This window comes from Pseudomonas uvaldensis, from assembly GCF_021271205.1.
GTDB lineage: Bacteria > Pseudomonadota > Gammaproteobacteria > Pseudomonadales > Pseudomonadaceae > Aquipseudomonas > Aquipseudomonas uvaldensis.
Genome location: NZ_JAIWKS010000004.1, coordinates 179,526 through 196,304 on the forward strand (window position 1 = coordinate 179,526; position 16,779 = coordinate 196,304).

Annotated in this window: 18 protein-coding genes; 9 read left to right on the top strand and 9 right to left on the bottom strand. The window is 58.3% G+C overall.

All coding sequences use genetic code 11. The features are described from left to right. Positions 1 to 103 precede the first annotated feature (103 nt). The gene (locus LCU97_RS10615) at positions 104 to 286 is read left to right on the top strand and encodes a PA3496 family putative envelope integrity protein (protein WP_053147098.1); all 183 of its coding nucleotides are present in this window, start codon (positions 104 to 106) and stop codon (positions 284 to 286) included. A 55-nt stretch (positions 287 to 341) separates the two neighbouring features. Here the strand turns inward: LCU97_RS10615 and LCU97_RS10620 are convergent, their stop codons facing one another. After that, positions 342 to 968 (bottom strand): response regulator transcription factor, encoded by a 627-nt coding sequence (locus LCU97_RS10620; protein WP_053147095.1) that lies wholly within the window; start codon positions 966 to 968, stop codon positions 342 to 344. Between the two features lie 475 nt (positions 969 to 1,443). On the opposite strand from LCU97_RS10620, the gene LCU97_RS10625 reads away from it, so the two are divergent. Beyond that, complete coding sequence (locus tag LCU97_RS10625) at positions 1,444 to 1,944, top strand: hypothetical protein (protein ID WP_053147090.1); 501 nt, start codon at positions 1,444 to 1,446, stop codon at positions 1,942 to 1,944. Positions 1,945 to 2,036: 92 nt separating this feature from the next. Here LCU97_RS10625 and LCU97_RS10630 read toward each other — a convergent pair whose 3' ends face one another. Both LCU97_RS10630 and LCU97_RS10635 read right to left on the bottom strand, forming a co-directional pair. Further along, the gene (locus tag LCU97_RS10630) at positions 2,037 to 3,254 is read right to left on the bottom strand and encodes an argininosuccinate synthase (RefSeq protein WP_053147088.1); all 1,218 of its coding nucleotides are present in this window, start codon (positions 3,252 to 3,254) and stop codon (positions 2,037 to 2,039) included. A gap of 127 nt (positions 3,255 to 3,381) precedes the next feature. Then, on the bottom strand, positions 3,382 to 4,407 hold the full coding sequence (locus LCU97_RS10635) for a flagellar protein MotY (RefSeq protein ID WP_053147086.1): 1,026 nt from the start codon (positions 4,405 to 4,407) through the stop codon (positions 3,382 to 3,384). A 187-nt stretch (positions 4,408 to 4,594) separates the two neighbouring features. On the opposite strand from LCU97_RS10635, the gene pyrC reads away from it, so the two are divergent. Both pyrC and rnt read left to right on the top strand, forming a co-directional pair. Then, entirely contained in the window at positions 4,595 to 5,641 is a 1,047-nt protein-coding gene (pyrC, locus tag LCU97_RS10640) for a dihydroorotase (protein ID WP_053147084.1), read from the top strand. Further along, entirely contained in the window at positions 5,638 to 6,315 is a 678-nt protein-coding gene (gene rnt, locus LCU97_RS10645) for a ribonuclease T (RefSeq protein WP_053147082.1), read from the top strand. The genes pyrC and rnt overlap by 4 nt, the downstream gene beginning before the upstream one ends. A gap of 217 nt (positions 6,316 to 6,532) precedes the next feature. Here the strand turns inward: rnt and LCU97_RS10650 are convergent, their stop codons facing one another. Continuing rightward, a complete protein-coding gene (locus tag LCU97_RS10650) occupies positions 6,533 to 7,135 on the bottom strand; it encodes a peroxiredoxin (RefSeq protein ID WP_053147080.1) in 603 nt (200 codons plus the stop codon). 297 nt (positions 7,136 to 7,432) lie between these two features. Here LCU97_RS10650 and LCU97_RS10655 point away from each other — a divergent pair, with 297 nt between their 5' ends. Beyond that, a complete protein-coding gene (locus LCU97_RS10655; RefSeq protein WP_003178704.1) occupies positions 7,433 to 7,651 on the top strand; it encodes a bacterioferritin-associated ferredoxin in 219 nt (72 codons plus the stop codon). Positions 7,652 to 7,849: 198 nt separating this feature from the next. Then, entirely contained in the window at positions 7,850 to 8,323 is a 474-nt protein-coding gene (gene bfr / locus LCU97_RS10660) for a bacterioferritin (RefSeq protein WP_003178701.1), read from the top strand. 196 nt (positions 8,324 to 8,519) lie between these two features. Here the strand turns inward: bfr and grxD are convergent, their stop codons facing one another. The 3 genes from grxD to LCU97_RS10675 all read right to left on the bottom strand — a co-directional run bounded on the left by grxD (position 8,520) and on the right by LCU97_RS10675 (position 11,484). After that, positions 8,520 to 8,858 carry a Grx4 family monothiol glutaredoxin gene (gene grxD, locus LCU97_RS10665; RefSeq protein WP_232776343.1) on the bottom strand — a complete coding sequence of 113 codons (339 nt, stop codon included), beginning with the start codon at positions 8,856 to 8,858 and terminating at the stop codon, positions 8,520 to 8,522. A 99-nt stretch (positions 8,859 to 8,957) separates the two neighbouring features. After that, complete coding sequence (locus tag LCU97_RS10670; RefSeq protein WP_232776344.1) at positions 8,958 to 11,066, bottom strand: molybdopterin oxidoreductase family protein; 2,109 nt, start codon at positions 11,064 to 11,066, stop codon at positions 8,958 to 8,960. A gap of 130 nt (positions 11,067 to 11,196) precedes the next feature. Next, complete coding sequence (locus LCU97_RS10675) at positions 11,197 to 11,484, bottom strand: hypothetical protein (protein WP_053147074.1); 288 nt, start codon at positions 11,482 to 11,484, stop codon at positions 11,197 to 11,199. 395 nt (positions 11,485 to 11,879) lie between these two features. Here LCU97_RS10675 and argF point away from each other — a divergent pair, with 395 nt between their 5' ends. Beyond that, positions 11,880 to 12,800 (top strand): ornithine carbamoyltransferase, encoded by a 921-nt coding sequence (argF, locus tag LCU97_RS10680; RefSeq protein ID WP_053147072.1) that lies wholly within the window; start codon positions 11,880 to 11,882, stop codon positions 12,798 to 12,800. Continuing rightward, positions 12,797 to 13,906, top strand: a complete 1,110-nt coding sequence (locus tag LCU97_RS10685) for an ABC transporter ATP-binding protein (RefSeq protein ID WP_232776345.1) — start codon at positions 12,797 to 12,799, stop codon at positions 13,904 to 13,906. The genes argF and LCU97_RS10685 overlap by 4 nt, the downstream gene beginning before the upstream one ends. A 238-nt stretch (positions 13,907 to 14,144) precedes the next feature. Here LCU97_RS10685 and LCU97_RS10690 read toward each other — a convergent pair whose 3' ends face one another. After that, entirely contained in the window at positions 14,145 to 14,933 is a 789-nt protein-coding gene (locus LCU97_RS10690) for a PhzF family phenazine biosynthesis protein (protein WP_053147068.1), read from the bottom strand. 147 nt (positions 14,934 to 15,080) lie between these two features. Next, on the bottom strand, positions 15,081 to 15,551 hold the full coding sequence (ybaK, locus tag LCU97_RS10695; RefSeq protein ID WP_053147065.1) for a Cys-tRNA(Pro) deacylase: 471 nt from the start codon (positions 15,549 to 15,551) through the stop codon (positions 15,081 to 15,083). 320 nt (positions 15,552 to 15,871) lie between these two features. Between ybaK and LCU97_RS10700 the strand changes: the two genes are divergently transcribed. Beyond that, entirely contained in the window at positions 15,872 to 16,723 is an 852-nt protein-coding gene (locus LCU97_RS10700) for an MIP/aquaporin family protein (protein ID WP_053147064.1), read from the top strand. The last annotated feature ends 56 nt before the right edge of the window (positions 16,724 to 16,779 follow it).

The window sequence follows — 16,779 nt, forward strand, 5'->3', positions numbered from 1 at the left end:
CTATTAGTTTTATTGATCCGCCGATTGAAAAAATCTTTTTTACCCGCTGGTTGTTTATCGATATAAGGAGCGCCAAAGGCAGCCTTAGCCTGGAGTCGAACCCATGAGTACTGGTAAAGAACAGCTGGATGTAGAAGACGATTTCATCGCCGCTGAAGCCGAAGACATCGAACCGGTGGTGGTGGAAGTTCCCAAGACCAACCTGAGCAAACGCCGCACCATCGATAATCTGCTGGACGAGCGTCGCCTGCAGAAGCAATTGGCCGATTACGACTTTGATCTCTGACACGTAAAAGCCTCCCTGATGGAGGCTTTTTACCGAGTACGCCTCACCGCAAGCCTCACACCAGCCCGTTACGTTGCGCCAGCTCGATCAGATCGACCAGCGAACGGGCATTGAGTTTCAACAACAAGCGGGTCTTGTAAGTACTGACGGTCTTGTTGCTCAAGAACATCCCATCTGCAATTTCCTTATTGGTTTTTCCACGCGCCAGTTGTTGCAGCACCATCATTTCCCGCCCGGACAGACGGTCCACCATATCCGACTCACTGGCATTTCCCAGACTTGAGCGAACCGTATGCAGTGCCTGGTTAGGAAAATAACTGTAGCCGGACAATACCGCCTTGATTGCACTCAATAACTCGGTAAGGTCCTGTTGCTTGCACACATAACCGGCCGCGCCCGTCTGCATGCAACGCATCGAAAAATGCCCGGGGGATTGGGAGGTCAATACCAATACTTTAAGGGGCGAAGGATTGGAGGCCAGGCGTGCAATAACCTCCAGCCCATCCAGCTTAGGAATGCCAATATCGAGAATAACGATATCCGGTGACTGCTCTCGGGCAAGTTGAAGGGCATCGACACCGTTATCCGTTTCGGCAACCACTTCATATCCATGACGCTCCATCAGTAAACGTACAGCAAGACGAATGACGGGATGATCATCCACGATCAGCACTTTATTCATGGGCAAATCCAACTTCGCTGTTCGAGTTTTTAGAGCACGCACAATAGCCTAGTCATTTCTACCTTGGCATGCTGCCCCCCCTGACCGCTCACACCGAAAGACACAACCTACAAGCAATACAGAAAATTCCTACAAATTAGCCTGGAAATAATGTGCCAAGAATTTGTCCAGCGGGAGAGGATCGCTTTTCCGACAGAGCAAGCGCCCCCAAGAACGGCTGGGCTTTAGTTCAGCGAGACGCTTGATCCTTGGCTGCAACGGCCTGAGACTCATAAAAAGTTACTGAATTATTTATCAATAAATCAACGCCTATTGCGCACCGATACATCTGGATTTATATAAGAAGACCCGCCAAAGTCATTCCGACGAACATAACAAGATACGGCCTTGTTCGGTCAACCCAGACAACTCCGAAACTTTATAAAACTTTATCCAACATCTATCACCGAGCCTAAATATTCCATGAGCCTCCACCATGAACAAACCCTTGAAGACCATTACCAACCCAATGACATTGATTGCCATATTCGCGACATTATCCGAGACCTCCGCAGCCATCTCTTTGCCGTTCCTGGATGATCAGGATCGCGAATATTATCTGTGGTTCCTGATCAGCTTTCCCTTTTATCTGCTGCTGCTCTTCTTCGTTACACTCAACTTCAACTACCGCTCGTTATATTCACCCTCAGATTTCCGCAAGAACAAACACTTCGTCAAGACGATGGATGATTCGACAGGTCGACACAAACGCGTATGGCATCAGCCACGCAAGACGAGGGTTTGGCTGATGCATCTGCACAGAGAAAGCCCCCCGACACAACGTGTGATGTTCTTCCTGTGCAGCCATCCGGAACTTCGGGTCGAGGCTCGTCGGTCAAAACGAACCAAGCACGCCTCAAGGGCTGGGGAAATCACCCTATACGTTGTCTACAGCCACGATAAGCCACCGCTCCGAGCAGGCGGACAGGAGGAATGAGAGACACGCAGAAGCGTCTGCGACAGGCGCGCGACACGAATCAGGGAGAGGAAAGTAAAAAAAGGCCTGCACATGGCAGGCCTTTTTCTGGATCAGAACAGCTTGCGGCCCTTGTTCGCCGCAATGCGCATGCGCAAGGCATTGAGCTTGATGAAGCCGGCCGCGTCGGCCTGGTTATAGGCGCCACCGTCTTCTTCGAACGTCGCGATATTGGCATCGAACAGCGAGTCATCGGACTTGCGCCCGGTGACGATCACGTTGCCCTTGTAGAGCTTCAAGCGCACGACACCATTCACGTTGACCTGGGAGGCATCAATCATCTGTTGCAGCATCAGACGCTCCGGGCTCCACCAGTAACCGGTGTAGATCAGGCTGGCGTACTTGGCCATCAGCTCGTCTTTCAGGTGAGCCACTTCACGATCCAGGGTGATCGATTCGATTGCCCGGTGAGCGCGCAACATGATGGTACCGCCCGGGGTTTCGTAGCAGCCACGGGACTTCATGCCGACATACCGGTTCTCGACGATATCGAGACGACCGATACCGTGTTCGCCGCCGATGCGGTTCAGGGTCGCCAGGACGGTGGCCGGGCTCATTTCCACGCCGTCCAGCGCGACGATGTCGCCGTTGCGATAGGTCAGTTCCAGGTACTGCGGGGTATCGGGGGCCTTTTCCGGGGAAACGGTCCAGCGCCACATGTCTTCTTCGTGCTCGGTCCAGGTGTCTTCCAGCACGCCGCCTTCATAGGAGATGTGCAGCAGGTTCGCATCCATCGAGTACGGGGATTTTTTCTTGCCGTGACGCTCGATCGGAATCCCGTGCTTCTCGGCGTAGTCCATCAGTTTTTCACGGGACAGCAAGTCCCATTCGCGCCAAGGAGCGATGACTTTAACGCCGGGCTTGAGAGCGTATGCGCCCAGCTCGAAACGCACCTGGTCGTTGCCTTTGCCGGTGGCACCGTGGGAAATGGCGTCAGCGCCTGTTTCGTTGGCGATTTCGATCAGGCGCTTGGCGATCAGCGGACGGGCGATGGACGTACCAAGCAGGTACTCGCCTTCGTAGACGGTGTTGGCGCGGAACATCGGGAACACGAAGTCGCGGACGAACTCTTCGCGCAGGTCATCGATGTAGATCTCTTTGACGCCCATGGCCTGAGCCTTGGCGCGTGCAGGTTCGACTTCTTCGCCCTGCCCCAGGTCAGCGGTGAAAGTCACCACTTCGCAGTTATAAGTGTCCTGCAGCCACTTGAGGATCACCGAAGTGTCCAGGCCGCCGGAATACGCCAGAACGACCTTGTTTACGTCCGCCATGCCATCACTCCACGGGTTGTACGGAAAGCCGTGAAGTCTAACGTCCGGCGCGGATAATTTACAGAGGCGCGACAGCTTATGACGACGAAGCGACAGATTATGTCGAGCGCGCGACGACCCTATTGAGTCAGGAGGTTCGTGCAGTTGCCGGAACGGGCGCCGGTGCCGCGGTCTTGGCCGGAGCGGCGGCCGGTGCCGGAGCCTTGGTCGGAGCAGCCGTGGGGGCGGGTTTCTGGACAGGAGGCGCGGCAGGCACGGATGGTGCAGGCTGAGCGGCCGGTTGGGGTGTCAGCGCTTCGGTCGGGGATACGCGCGACAACTGGACGACCACGCGGCGGTTCTTGGCGCGGTTAGCCGCATTGGTATTGGGAACCAGAGGATAGCGCTCGCCATGAAATCGCACGGTAATCTGCGATTCCTGGAAACCATTGGCCTTGAAAAACTCCTGTACGGCCAGAGCCCTGCGGCGTGACAGCTCACGGTTAGTCAAGCGGTTGCCACTGTTGTCGGAATGACCGTCAAGCTCGACGTGATTGACGCTCGGGTCAGCCTTGATGAAATCGAGCATCACCTGCAACTGAGCCTTGGCACGCGCATCGAGTTCGACTTCTTCGCCAGGAAAGCCGATCTGGGTCTGCTTGATCTGCTCGAAGTTCTTGGGCAGCAGCTTCGCCACGCAGCCTTGATAGTCGCTGAAAGCCTTGTTGAAGCGTACCGGCAGCAACCGGACTTCCGATACCCGCCCGTCCTCGGTGTTACGGCGCACCACTGGGCTACGGCCTTCCATCAACCCGCTGATCAGCCGACCCGCCTGGACCTGGGAACTGTTGAACAGCACATCGCCACTGCCGAGCCTGACCGAGCCGAGATTGATGTCGCCTCGTCCCGGTTGCCACGGCGCAGCGGCAGCCAGCAAGGTCGCGGATCCGCCACCGAGCATCGGGTTATAGACCTTGAGCCGGAACGTGGCCTGTTCACCAGCCCGGCGCACGAACTCGCCGCTGCCGAAATCGGTGATCGGCTGGCTGAGCCGGCACTCGAACTTGTCACCTTCGACCGTCCACTCAATGCTCTCCAGACGAGTCTGGAAAGTGAGCGCCATGGCGGGAAGGCTGGCAAACACACTGAGCAAGGCTAGATAACGCTGGCGCACGGGAGGCTCCACTGGCTTTTATACAAAATCGATACACGCTAAGGGCATGGCCGGGCCGGCACACTGCACGAATTAATGACATACCTGGAAGGGCTATCGGTAACTTGTGGCAAAACTTGATAGCGGGTGCCTGTATCTGTCTTTTCCGGTAGCATTCCCCACAGTTTGACCCGCCTGGAAGCCCCCCATGTCCGACCGCCTGACCCTGCTGCGTCCCGACGACTGGCATATTCATCTTCGCGATGGTGCTGTGTTGACCCATACCGTCGCCGATGTCGCGCGCACCTTCGGGCGCGCGATCATCATGCCTAACCTGGTTCCGCCCGTGCGCAACGCCACCGAGGCCGATGGCTATCGCCAGCGTATCCTCGCCGCACGCCCGGCCGGCAGCCGCTTCGAGCCGTTAATGGTGCTCTACCTCACCGATCGTACCCAACCAGAGGAGATCCGCGACGCCAAGGCCAGCGGCTTCGTCCATGCCGCCAAGCTGTACCCTGCCGGCGCCACGACGAACTCGGATTCCGGTGTCACCAGCATCGACAAGATCTTCCCGGCACTGGAGGCCATGGCCGAGGTCGGGATGCCCTTGCTGATCCATGGTGAAGTCACTCGCGGCGAAGTCGACGTGTTCGATCGCGAGAAGATCTTCATCGATGAGCATATGCGCCGCGTTGTCGAGCGCTTCCCGACGCTCAAGGTGGTGTTCGAACACATCACCACCGGCGATGCCGTGCAGTTCGTCAACGAGGCACCGGCCAACGTCGGCGCGACCATCACCGCCCATCACCTGCTGTACAACCGCAACCACATGCTGGTGGGTGGGATCCGGCCACATTTCTATTGCCTGCCGATCCTCAAGCGCAACACCCATCAAGAGGCCCTGCTCGAAGCTGCTACCAGCGGCAGCGCCAAGTTTTTCCTCGGGACGGACTCGGCGCCCCACGCCCGCCATGCCAAGGAAGCCGCGTGCGGTTGTGCCGGTTGCTACACCGCTTACGCTGCTATCGAGATGTATGCCGAGGCGTTCGAGCAGCGCAATGCACTGGACAAGCTCGAAGGCTTTGCCAGCCTGCACGGGCCGCGTTTCTATGGTCTGCCAGTGAACACCGATCGCATTACCCTGGTCCGCGATGAGTGGACCGCCCCCGCCAGCCTGCCCTTCGGCGAGCAGACTGTCATTCCGCTGCGCGCCGGTGAAAAACTGCGCTGGCGCCTGTTGGAGGAAACCGCGTGAGTGAAGAGCATTTCGACGACGAACTGGACGGCAACGCGGGTTCGGGCGGCGCCCGTCACCCCATGGCAGCCCGGTTCCGGGGTTACCTGCCGGTGGTCGTCGACGTAGAAACCGGCGGCTTCAACTCCGCCACCGATGCGTTGTTGGAAATCGCGGCGACCACCATCGGCATGGACGAAAAAGGCTTTGTGTTCCCCGACCACACCTACTTCTTCCGCGTCGAGCCGTTCGAAGGCGCCAACATAGAAGCGGCGGCCCTGGAGTTCACCGGGATCAAGCTCGACCACCCGTTGCGCATGGCGGTGAGTGAAGAAACGGCACTGACCGACATCTTCCGCGGCGTACGCAAGGCGCTCAAGGCCAACGGCTGCAAGCGTGCGATCCTGGTGGGTCATAACAGCAGCTTCGACCTGGGTTTTCTCAACGCAGCCGTTGCTCGCCTGGACATGAAGCGCAACCCGTTCCACCCATTCTCCAGCTTCGACACCGCGACGCTGGCCGGCCTGGCGTACGGCCAGACCGTGCTGGCCAAGGCCTGTCAGGCGGCCGACATCGATTTTGACGGTCGTGAGGCGCACTCGGCCCGCTACGACACCGAAAAAACCGCCGAGCTGTTTTGCGGAATCGTCAATCGCTGGAAGGAAATGGGCGGCTGGCAGGATTTCGACGACTGAGGCCACAGGACGGAAGTCGGTAGGTGCAAGGCCTGTGGGAGCAAGGCTTGCCCGCGATGAAAGCGACGCGATCTTTCAAGGAAAACGAGGCGCTCGCATCGCGAGCAAGCTTTGCTCCCACAGGGCTCCCATAGGCCTTGATCCACAGCGCTCCTGCAGATTTTTCCCCATAAAAAAACCGGCCCATCGAGGGCCGGTTTTTTTATGCCTGATTCGCTTACAGCTTGTCGCCGTGCTGTTCCAGATAGGCAGCAACACCTTCTGGGGAAGCGGTCATGCCTTTGTCGCCTTTTTTCCAGTTGGCGGGGCACACTTCGCCGTGCTCTTCGTGGAATTGCAGCGCGTCGACCAGACGGATCAGCTCTTCCATATTACGGCCCAGTGGCAGGTCGTTGACGATCTGCGAACGGACCACGCCTTTGTCGTCGATCAGGAACGCGCCACGGAAAGCCACGCCGCCTTCGGACTCAACGTCATAGGCCTTGGCGATTTCGTGCTTCATGTCGGCAGCCATGGTGTATTTCACCGGGCCGATGCCGCCGCCGTTGATCGGCGTGTTGCGCCAGGCGTTGTGAGTGAAGTGCGAGTCGATCGAAACGGCAACCACTTCAACGTTGCGAGCCTTGAAGTCGTCCATGCGGTGATCCAGCGCGATCAGCTCGGACGGGCAGACAAAGGTGAAATCCAGTGGGTAGAAGAACACCAGGCCGTATTTGCCTTTGATGGCCGAGGACAGGGTAAAGCTGTCGACGATCTCGCCATTGCCGAGAACGGCAGGAACGGTGAAGTCAGGGGCTTGCTTGCCTACGAGTACGCTCATTGGATATCTCCTGGTGTAATAACGTGAAAAACTCAGGTTCGCGCCAGCCTGTCACCCTCAAGCGACAGCCCTGTGACACGAACCCACTTCGCAAGGACCGACCATCATACACCGCACGTTTGGCCTGTCCTCAACGGATTTTGGGCATTATTAAAAAATCGCCAGAGTGCCACTAAAAAACCGTTCGTCAGCTCGGCACCGCTCTAGCCTGAGCATCTCGGAAACCACTTTGACAATCATTCTCGTTAACATTAAGATCCATTGCACTTAAGCCACAACCAGCGACGGTTCTTACTTATGTATGTTTGCCTCTGCACTGGCGTCACCGACGGACAGATCCGCGAAGCGATCTATGAAGGTTGCTGCAGCTATCGCGAAGTCCGCCAGGCCACTGGCGTAGCCAGCCAATGCGGCAAATGCGCGTGCCTGGCCAAGGAAGTGGTACGTGAAACCCTCGCCAAGGTGCAAACGGCCCAGGCTTCGATCCCCTACCCAGTAGAATTTACCGCCGCCTGAACACGACTTTTTAAAGAACCGGACTCCATGTCCGGTTTTTTTATGTCTGAAAATCAAAAGCTTAGCTTCCAGACGCGGAACACAAACATTCTTATTCCGATTAATTTTCATTTATTATTCAATAACTTAGGTTTGACACTCGGAAATACGCAGCTCAAACTCTGCCTTATACACAGCTATTACAGGGCAGGCCTCATCATGAAAGGCGACATTACAGTCATCCAGCATCTCAACAAGATCCTTGCCAATGAGCTGGTCGCGATCAACCAGTACTTCCTGCATGCTCGCATGTACGAAGATTGGGGCCTGAACAAGCTGGGCAAGCACGAGTACCACGAATCCATCGACGAGATGAAGCACGCGGACAAGCTGATCAAGCGCATCCTGTTCCTCGAAGGCCTGCCCAACGTCCAGGACCTTGGCAAGTTGCACATCGGCGAACATACCCGGGAAATGCTTGAGTGTGATCTGCGTATCGAACGAACCGGCCATGCCGACCTGAAAGCGGCCATCGCCCACTGCGAAAGCGTTGGCGACTTCGGTAGCCGCGAACTGCTCGAAGACATTCTCGAATCCGAGGAAGAGCATATCGACTGGCTGGAAACCCAACTGGGCCTGATCGACAAAGTGGGTCTTGAGAATTACCTGCAGTCGCAGATGGGCGAAGAATAACTTCCTCGAAAGCGAGCCACTAAAAAGCCCCGCCCCTCTTTCGAGAGGCGGGGCTTTTTATCGCCTGGATTTCAGGAACAACTCAAATCCATGGTGGGAGCAAGCCTGCTCGCGATGGCGGTGCATCAATCACAACTGCATTGACCGACACGCCCTCATCGCGAGCAGGCTCGCTCCCACATTTGTTCGGGGTAAATCAGGCTTCGGTCTTGGCCGCCGCTTTGGCCACTGCTTCCTTGATCGTGGTCTGCAGGGAACCATCGGCAGCCATTTCAACCATGATGTCACTGCCACCAACCAGCTCACCGGCAACCCACAGTTGTGGAAAGGTTGGCCAGTTGGCGTACTTGGGCAGGTTGGCACGGATTTCCGGGTTCTGCAGGATGTCCACGTAGGCGAATTTCTCGCCACATGCCATCACCGCCTGGGCAGCCTTGGCCGAAAAACCGCACTGTGGGGCGTTCGGCGAGCCTTTCATGTAGAGCAGGACGGTGTTGTTGGCAATCTGGTCTTTGATGGTTTCGATGATATCCATGGAGCACCTCGGCTTAAACTTCGCGACTCAAGTCGTCGACACGGTGGCGCATTGTAACGGAAAGCCGAGCAAGGTGCTCGGTCTCCTCCAGGGACAAATTCACGCAGCCGCCACTGTCACCGGTACGCCATTGAGCGCCGCGTTGCCGGACAACTCATCGAGCTGACGATCATCGGTCAGGTCATTGGCGCTCGTGCCAGGCTGGGCGCTGGCAATGCTCATCTGCACCCCTGGACGGGCGTGCCCCCAACCGTGGGGCAGGCTGACCACGCCTTGCATCATGTCGGGGCAGCCTTGCACCTCGACTTCAATCATGCCCACCCGCGAGCTGACTTTTACCCGCTGTCCATCGTTCAGCCCACGACTGGCGAGATCATCCGGATGCATCAGCAGTTGATGGCGCGGCTTGCCCTTCACCAACCGATGGAAATTGTGCATCCAGGAATTGTTGCTGCGCACATGCCGGCGACCAATCAGCAGCAGCTCATCCGCCTTGGGCGCCTCAAGCGCGGCGAAACGTCCCAGATCGGCGAGAATCACTGCCGGAGCGGCCTGTACCCGCCGGTTGTCGGTCTTCAACCGCGACGCCAGATTAGGCTTGAGCGCACCGAGATCAATGCCATGGGGATGGTCGAACAGGGTGGCCAGGGACAGTTTATGTGGCGAGGCATCTCCGTATGGCCCTGCCCGCAAGCCGAGATCGATCATCTGCGCCGGTGGCAGGGTGGGTTTGAGCGCCTTACCGGTCCTCGCGGCGAACGCCTCGGCCAGGCCAACGAAGATTTCCCAATCATGCAGAGCCCCTTCAGGCTTGGGCAGGATGGCCCGGTTGAAGCGGGTCACATTGCGCACCGCGAACAGATTGAACGTGGTGTCGTAGTGATCATTTTCCAATGCCGAAGTCGAAGGCAGGATGAGGTCGGCGTAGCGTGTGGTTTCGTTGATGTAGAGGTCCACGCTGACCATGAATTCCAGGCCATCCAGCGCCTGCTCCAGTTGCCGTCCGTTGGGCGTGGACAACACCGGGTTGCCGGCCACGGTGACCAACGCACGAATCTGCCCTTCGCCGTCGGTGAGCATCTCTTCGGCCAATGTCGACACCGGTAACTCCCCGGCGTACTCGGGACGGCCGGACACGCGGCTTTGCCAGCGGTTGAAATGGCCACCCGAAGTGGTGGCGACCAGATCCACCGCCGGCTCGGTGCACAGTGCGCCACCCACCCGGTCCAGATTGCCGGTCACCAGGTTGATCACCTGGATCAGCCAATGGCACAGCGTACCGAACGCCTGGGTCGAAACGCCCATCCGGCCATAGCACACAGCTGAAGGGGCCGCCGCGAAATCCCGGGCCAACTGACGGATCTGCGGGGCGGGCACCGCACACAGCGGGCTCATGGCCTCGGCCGTGAAGGGGGCCACGGCCAGGCGCACATCCTCCAGGCCATCTACCGGCAAGTGGCTCTCACGGGTCAGATCCTCACTGAACAGTGTGTTGAGCAAGCCGAACAACAGTGCAGCGTCGCCGCCAGGGCGCACAAAGAGATGCTGACTCGCCATGGCGGCCGTTTCGCTGCGACGCGGATCGACCACCACCACCTTGCCGCCACGGGCCTGGATGGCCTTGAGGCGCTTCTCAACGTCCGGCACGGTCATGATGCTGCCATTGGATGCCAACGGATTACCGCCCAGGATCAGCATGAAATCGGTGTGGTCGATATCCGGTATCGGCAGCAGCAGGCCGTGGCCGTACATCAGGTGGCTGGTCAGGTGATGGGGCAATTGGTCCACGGATGTGGCAGAAAAGCGGCTGCGGGTCTTTAGCAGGCCCAGGAAATAATTACTGTGGGTCATCAGCCCATAGTTATGCACGCTGGGGTTGCCCTGATAGACCGCCACCGCATTCTGACCATGACGCGCCTGGATATCCGCCAGGCGTTCGGCAACCAGCGCGAAGGCATCCTCCCAGGCGATGGGTTGCCACTCACTGCCCACCCGTTGCATGGGTTGGCGCAGCCGGTCCGGATCGTTCTGGATATCCTGCAAGGCCACCGCCTTGGGGCAGATATGCCCCCGGCTGAAGCTGTCCAGCGGATCGCCCTTGATCGAGGTGATCACCAGGCCTTGGCCGTCGGTTTCAGTGGTCTCCAGGGTCAAGCCACAAATGGCTTCACACAGATGGCATGCACGGTGATGAAGAGTCTTGGTCATGGCCAGCCTCTGTTTTATTCGTGGCGGGCACTTTGGCCGCGGGAACAAAACTATGGCCCTTGTACCTCCACCGCGCCAGCGACGTTCGTCCCGTGAATTGCCGGGCATCAGGCTTGCCGATGAAGTGGCCTCAGGGCTGCTCGACGGGAGCTTCCAGCAGTTGGATTTCCTCGATGGTTTCCACCTGTTCCTGGGCAATGGGTACGCCGGTCAACTCGCCGATCAAACGCCAATGCTCGTCGAGCCCACCGCTGATGGTCGCCATGCGATCGATCATGCGACGTCCGGTGGCCTTGATGACCTCATCATCGCTACGCAACAACTCGAACGACATGGAGGTTATCGCAGCGGTGAGGTGTGTCAGGGAGCGTGCTGTCAGCCCCAGCAATTCCATCAATTGTTGCTCTTTCGAATCCATTTCGACGCTCCTGCCTCTAGGTAGTCTTTTATAACCCAGCCCCTTGCGTTAGGAAATGCTACACGTCCGACAACTTGCTGCCCCCAGCCGATCGGCCCAAAACCAACCGGCGCCGACGTCATGCCCGTCCCGCTTGATTGCCAAGCCGTACAACGCCAGTGTACAAAGAGGTGGCTACTGCCAGTAAACCGGCTTCAAAATGCCCTCGTAAGGAAACACCGGCTCCGCTGAACGCCTCTTAAGCATGGCACTATTGGTAATACGCGACATTTAATGTCAATATCGCGCCTTCCCCTATTTTCGTCGCCCCGTGCGGCTTTTGCCGCAGGTCTCGCCCGTTTTCTTGTCGAACAAGGCTTTGAGTATCTGCGGTCAGTTACAAAAGGTAGTCAATAATGAGCGCAAGGCACTTTCTCTCCCTGATGGATTTCACGCCCGATGAGTTGCTTGGCGTGATCCGTCGAGGCGTGGAGCTCAAGGACCTGCGTAACCGCGGTGTACTGTTCGAGCCCTTGAAAAACCGTGTACTGGGGATGATTTTCGAAAAATCGTCGACCCGCACCCGTATTTCGTTCGAAGCCGGCATGATCCAGCTCGGCGGCCAGGCGATTTTCCTGTCCCCCCGCGACACCCAGCTGGGCCGCGGCGAACCCATCAGCGATTGCGCCATCGTCATGTCGGGCATGCTCGATGCCGTGATGATCCGTACGTTCGCCCACAGCACCCTGACCGAGTTTGCTGCCCACTCCCGCGTGCCGGTGATCAACGGCCTGTCCGATGATCTTCACCCCTGCCAGTTGCTGGCTGACATGCAAACTTTTCTCGAACATCGCGGCTCGATTCAGGGCAAGACCGTTGCCTGGGTCGGCGATGGCAACAACATGTGCAACAGCTATATAGAAGCGGCGATCCAGTTCGATTTCCAACTGCGCATCGCCTGCCCCGAAGGCTACGATCCCAACGCCGGGCTCCTCGCCCAGGCCGGGGATCGGGTAACCATCGTCCGCGACCCGAAACTGGCCGTGGCCGGTGCGCACCTGGTGAGCACCGACGTCTGGACCTCCATGGGCCAGGAGGAGGAAACCGCCAAACGCCTCAAGCTGTTCGCACCGCTGCAGGTCAACCGGGCCCTGCTCGACCTGGCGGACCCTGAAGTCCTATTCATGCACTGCCTGCCGGCTCACCGCGGCGAAGAGATCAGCTTCGATATCCTGGAAGATCCGCGCGCAGTCGCCTGGGATCAGGCTGAGAACCGTCTTCACGCGCAGAAGGCGCTGCTTGAGTTCCTCGTCGAGCCAGCGTACCGCCACGCATGAGCCATTCCTTGCTGCTGAACCTGCACAACCTGGCTTGCGGCTATCAGGACCAACGGGTCGTTCAGAACCTCAACCTGCACCTCAACGCTGGTGATATCGGTTGCCTGCTCGGCTCGTCCGGGTGTGGCAAGACCACGACATTGCGCGCGATTGCCGGCTTCGAGCCGGTACACGAAGGGGAAATCCAGCTGGCCGGGGAAACCATTTCCCGCCCCGGCTTCACCCTCGCCCCGGAAAAACGCCGCATTGGCATGGTGTTTCAGGACTACGCCTTGTTTCCCCACCTGAGCGTGGCCGAGAACATTGCCTTCGGCATTCGCAAGCATCCGGACAAGGACCGCGTGGTCGGGGAGTTGCTGGAGCTGGTCAACCTGAAGAACCTGGGCAAGCGCTTCCCCCATGAATTGTCCGGTGGCCAGCAACAGCGTGTAGCGCTGGCCCGGGCACTGGCACCGGAGCCGCAACTGCTGCTGCTTGACGAGCCCTTCTCCAACCTCGACGGCGAGCTGCGACGCAAGCTCAGCCATGAAGTGCGGGACATTCTCAAGGGCCGAGGCACCAGCGCGATCCTGGTGACCCACGACCAGGAAGAAGCCTTCGCCGTGAGCGACCATGTCGGCGTATTCAAGGAGGGCCGGCTGGAACAGTGGGATACGCCCTACAATCTGTACCACGAACCGCTGACCCCCTTCGTCGCCAGCTTTATCGGCCAGGGTTATTTCATTCGCGGCCAGCTCGAGAGTCCGGAGTCGGTCAAGACCGAGCTGGGCGTGCTGCGTGGCAATCGGGCGTATACCTGGCCCATCGGTGGCGCAGTGGACGTACTGCTACGGCCGGACGATATCGTCTATGCGCCAGACAGCCCGCTTATCGCCAGGATAGTTGGCAAGACCTTCCTGGGTGCGTCGACCCTGTATCGTCTGCAACTGCCAACGGGCGCGCAACTGGAGTCGATCTTCCCGAGCCACGCCGATCATCAGGTCGGGGCCGATGTCGGCATCCGCGTGGCGGCTGAGCACTTGGTGCTGTTCCAGGCCTCGGGCAGCATAGCGGCGCATCTACCACCGGTGGAAAGCGGTGTGCGGCGGTACAGCACGGCCAGCTGAAACCGGAGAATGCGAAGCCATTTGTGGGAGTGAGCCTGCTCGCTGCCACAATGGCCTCATTGATTTGATCAGTCACCCTAGGCTCTGTCTGAAAAGCCTTGATACTCGTTCATGCTGCGTTGAAAACCGGCTCGTGCGCGAGTCCGATCGGAATGCTCATTTACTCCAGTAAAGTCGAACGCGACCCCGGCCGTTCCTCGCCGTTTTTCGCCTTGCCTGACCTTCGTCTCAAGACTTTTCAAACAGAGCCTAGCGACAAGGTCCCACTGGCCACCAGCGTCGCATTCCCACCGATCTTCACCCGCTCCCCTTCCAACCGGCAGAACAAAGTCCCACCCCGGGCCGAACATTGATAAGCCGTCAGCCCCAGCTTGCCCAGGCGCTTGGACCAGTAAGGAATCAGGCTGCAATGGGTCGACCCGGTCACCGGGTCTTCGTTGATGCCGATCGCCGGGGCGAAGTAACGCGAGACAAAATCATGCCGGCTGCCTGGCGCGGTGACGATGGCGCCGGGCCACGGCAATTTTGCAAGTGCCGCCATATCCGGCTTGCAATCGAGCACCGCCTGTTCAGATTCAAGCACCACGAACAGCTCGTTGAAACCCAACACATCCACCGCTTCGACGCCCAGGGCACTCTGGACCGCCAGGGAAGCCCCTACTTCGCCGGGCATCCTGGCAGGAAAATCCAGCCACAATCGATCACCCTCGCGGGTAACGCTCAACTGCCCGGATTTGCAGATAAAATCCAGCCGCTCGACGGGTTCGTGATAGATCTCAAACAGTACATAGGCACTGGCCAACGTGGCGTGCCCGCATAACGGGACCTCAGTGGTCGGCGTAAACCAACGGATATGCCATTGCAGGCCCTCGCGCACCAGAAAGGCGGTTTCGGCCAGGTTATGTTCCGCAGCGATGTTCTGCATCAAGTCATCGGCCAGCCAGGCGTCGAGCCTGTAGACCATCGCCGGGTTGCCGCCGAAGGGACGGTCACTGAACGCATCGACCTGATGAAACGCTAGCTGCATGGCACTGCTCCTTCTTATAGAGGTATCAGCATGAAGGGGAAGGACGCCGGTTATCCAGTGACAGATCGACGAATATTTCACCCTACAGCGGATGAAATATCTGACAGCCACTCCTGCTTATTCGTGCCGAAGAGCTTTCCGGCCACTTCAGGCCCTGCCGATACTCGCAAATGCCGCCCCGGTATGCTCCGCCAAGACCGTAGGCGCCAGCTCCACTTCCAACCCACGTCGCCCTGCACTGACAAATATGCTGGGGAACGGCTGGGCGGAACTGTCGATAAACGTGCGCAGGCGCTTCTTCTGTCCGAGCGGGCTGATACCGCCGAGCAGATAACCAGTCGAGCGTTGCGCGGCGGTCGGGTCGGCCATCTCGACTTTCTTCACGCCGGCGGCATGGGCCAGCGCTTTCAGATCCAGGGTGCCCGCCACCGGAACCACTGCCACCAGCAACTCACCTTTTTCGCTGGCCGCCAATAACGTCTTGAACACTCGCGCCGGATCCAGCGCCAGTTTTTCCGCCGCCTCCAGGCCATAGGAGGCGGCCTTGGGATCGTGTTCATAGCTGTGGATACGATGCTCGGCGCGCACTTTTTTAAGCAGATCCAATGCGGGGGTCATGACCGCTCCTGACAAAAAATCAATGAAGAGTGAGCAGGATTCTAAGTGATCGACAGCCAAAAGGCTTCGGGCGTACCGCCAGTTCATGCCAGGGCCGGCCAGCGCAGGATCCATTCATGCCACGAATAGTACAAATGTGACCAATGGTTCATTTTCGACCTTTGACAGCCGCGTTTCTTGTCTATATTTTTTCGAAACTGAAAGCAGCAATTCATGTCTATAGCAACACCCCGAGTTCAGGATGGGGATCCTGCCTCGGTGAAAAACGCGTCATCGAAGTCTTCTCCAGGGCGCGGACAACAACAAGACCGAGGTTTTGCATGACAACCGATTTACAACAGCCGTCCCTTTCCAGCCAATGCCTGGCCGAATTCCTGGGGACTGCCCTGCTGATCTTTTTCGGAACCGGCTGCGTTGCAGCGCTCAAGGTCGCGGGTGCCAGTTTCGGCCTTTGGGAGATCAGCATCATCTGGGGCATTGGCGTCAGCATGGCGATCTACCTCAGCGCAGGCATTTCCGGTGCACATCTGAACCCCGCTGTCAGCATCGCGCTGTGTATCTTCACTGACTTCGAAAAACGAAAACTGCCTCTTTACATTGTCAGCCAGGTGGGCGGGGCCTTTTGCGGCGCGTTCCTGGTCTACCTGCTGTACAGCAATCTGTTCTTCGATTTCGAACAATCGCGCCAGATGATCCGTGGCACGCAAACCAGCCTCGAACTGGCCTCGGTGTTCTCGACCTACCCGCATCCGGCGCTGTCCACCGGCCAGGCTTTCCTGGTGGAAACGATCATTACCGCCATCCTGATGGGGGTGATCATGTCCCTGACCGACGATAACAATGGCCTGCCTCGCGGCCCGCTGGCACCGCTGTTGATCGGCCTGCTGATCGCTGTGATCGGCAGCTCGATGGGACCGCTGACCGGCTTCGCGATGAACCCGGCACGGGACTTCGGCCCCAAGTTGATGACTTTCTTCGCCGGCTGGGGTGAAATTTCCCTCACGGGCGGACGCGATATTCCGTACTTCCTGATTCCGATTTTTGCACCCATTGCCGGTGCATGCCTGGGCGCCGCCGCTTATCGCGGGCTCATTGCCCGACACCTGCCCAGCGCCACCCATGCTACAAAGGACGCAATCGCTGCCATTGACGGCAAGGCCAGAATCTCTTGAAACAGTAGGTGCACATCGCTTGCTGTGCACCGTGGTGCTTTACCCCTATCTACGTC

What these genes read in the sequence shown, in the direction of transcription:
- LCU97_RS10615 (WP_053147098.1), top strand. Translation starts at nt 104, where the DNA reads ATGAGTACTGGTAAAGAACAGCTGGATGTAGAAGACGATTTCATCGCC.
- LCU97_RS10620 (WP_053147095.1), bottom strand. Translation starts at nt 968, where the DNA reads ATGAATAAAGTGCTGATCGTGGATGATCATCCCGTCATTCGTCTTGCT.
- LCU97_RS10625 (WP_053147090.1), top strand. Translation starts at nt 1,444, where the DNA reads ATGAACAAACCCTTGAAGACCATTACCAACCCAATGACATTGATTGCC.
- LCU97_RS10630 (WP_053147088.1), bottom strand. Translation starts at nt 3,254, where the DNA reads ATGGCGGACGTAAACAAGGTCGTTCTGGCGTATTCCGGCGGCCTGGAC.
- pyrC (WP_053147084.1), top strand. Translation starts at nt 4,595, where the DNA reads ATGTCCGACCGCCTGACCCTGCTGCGTCCCGACGACTGGCATATTCAT.
- LCU97_RS10650 (WP_053147080.1), bottom strand. Translation starts at nt 7,135, where the DNA reads ATGAGCGTACTCGTAGGCAAGCAAGCCCCTGACTTCACCGTTCCTGCC.
- LCU97_RS10655 (WP_003178704.1), top strand. Translation starts at nt 7,433, where the DNA reads ATGTATGTTTGCCTCTGCACTGGCGTCACCGACGGACAGATCCGCGAA.
- bfr (WP_003178701.1), top strand. Translation starts at nt 7,850, where the DNA reads ATGAAAGGCGACATTACAGTCATCCAGCATCTCAACAAGATCCTTGCC.
- grxD (WP_232776343.1), bottom strand. Translation starts at nt 8,858, where the DNA reads ATGGATATCATCGAAACCATCAAAGACCAGATTGCCAACAACACCGTC.
- LCU97_RS10670 (WP_232776344.1), bottom strand. Translation starts at nt 11,066, where the DNA reads ATGACCAAGACTCTTCATCACCGTGCATGCCATCTGTGTGAAGCCATT.
- LCU97_RS10675 (WP_053147074.1), bottom strand. Translation starts at nt 11,484, where the DNA reads ATGGATTCGAAAGAGCAACAATTGATGGAATTGCTGGGGCTGACAGCA.
- argF (WP_053147072.1), top strand. Translation starts at nt 11,880, where the DNA reads ATGAGCGCAAGGCACTTTCTCTCCCTGATGGATTTCACGCCCGATGAG.
- LCU97_RS10685 (WP_232776345.1), top strand. Translation starts at nt 12,797, where the DNA reads ATGAGCCATTCCTTGCTGCTGAACCTGCACAACCTGGCTTGCGGCTAT.
- LCU97_RS10690 (WP_053147068.1), bottom strand. Translation starts at nt 14,933, where the DNA reads ATGCAGCTAGCGTTTCATCAGGTCGATGCGTTCAGTGACCGTCCCTTC.
- ybaK (WP_053147065.1), bottom strand. Translation starts at nt 15,551, where the DNA reads ATGACCCCCGCATTGGATCTGCTTAAAAAAGTGCGCGCCGAGCATCGT.
- LCU97_RS10700 (WP_053147064.1), top strand. Translation starts at nt 15,872, where the DNA reads ATGACAACCGATTTACAACAGCCGTCCCTTTCCAGCCAATGCCTGGCC.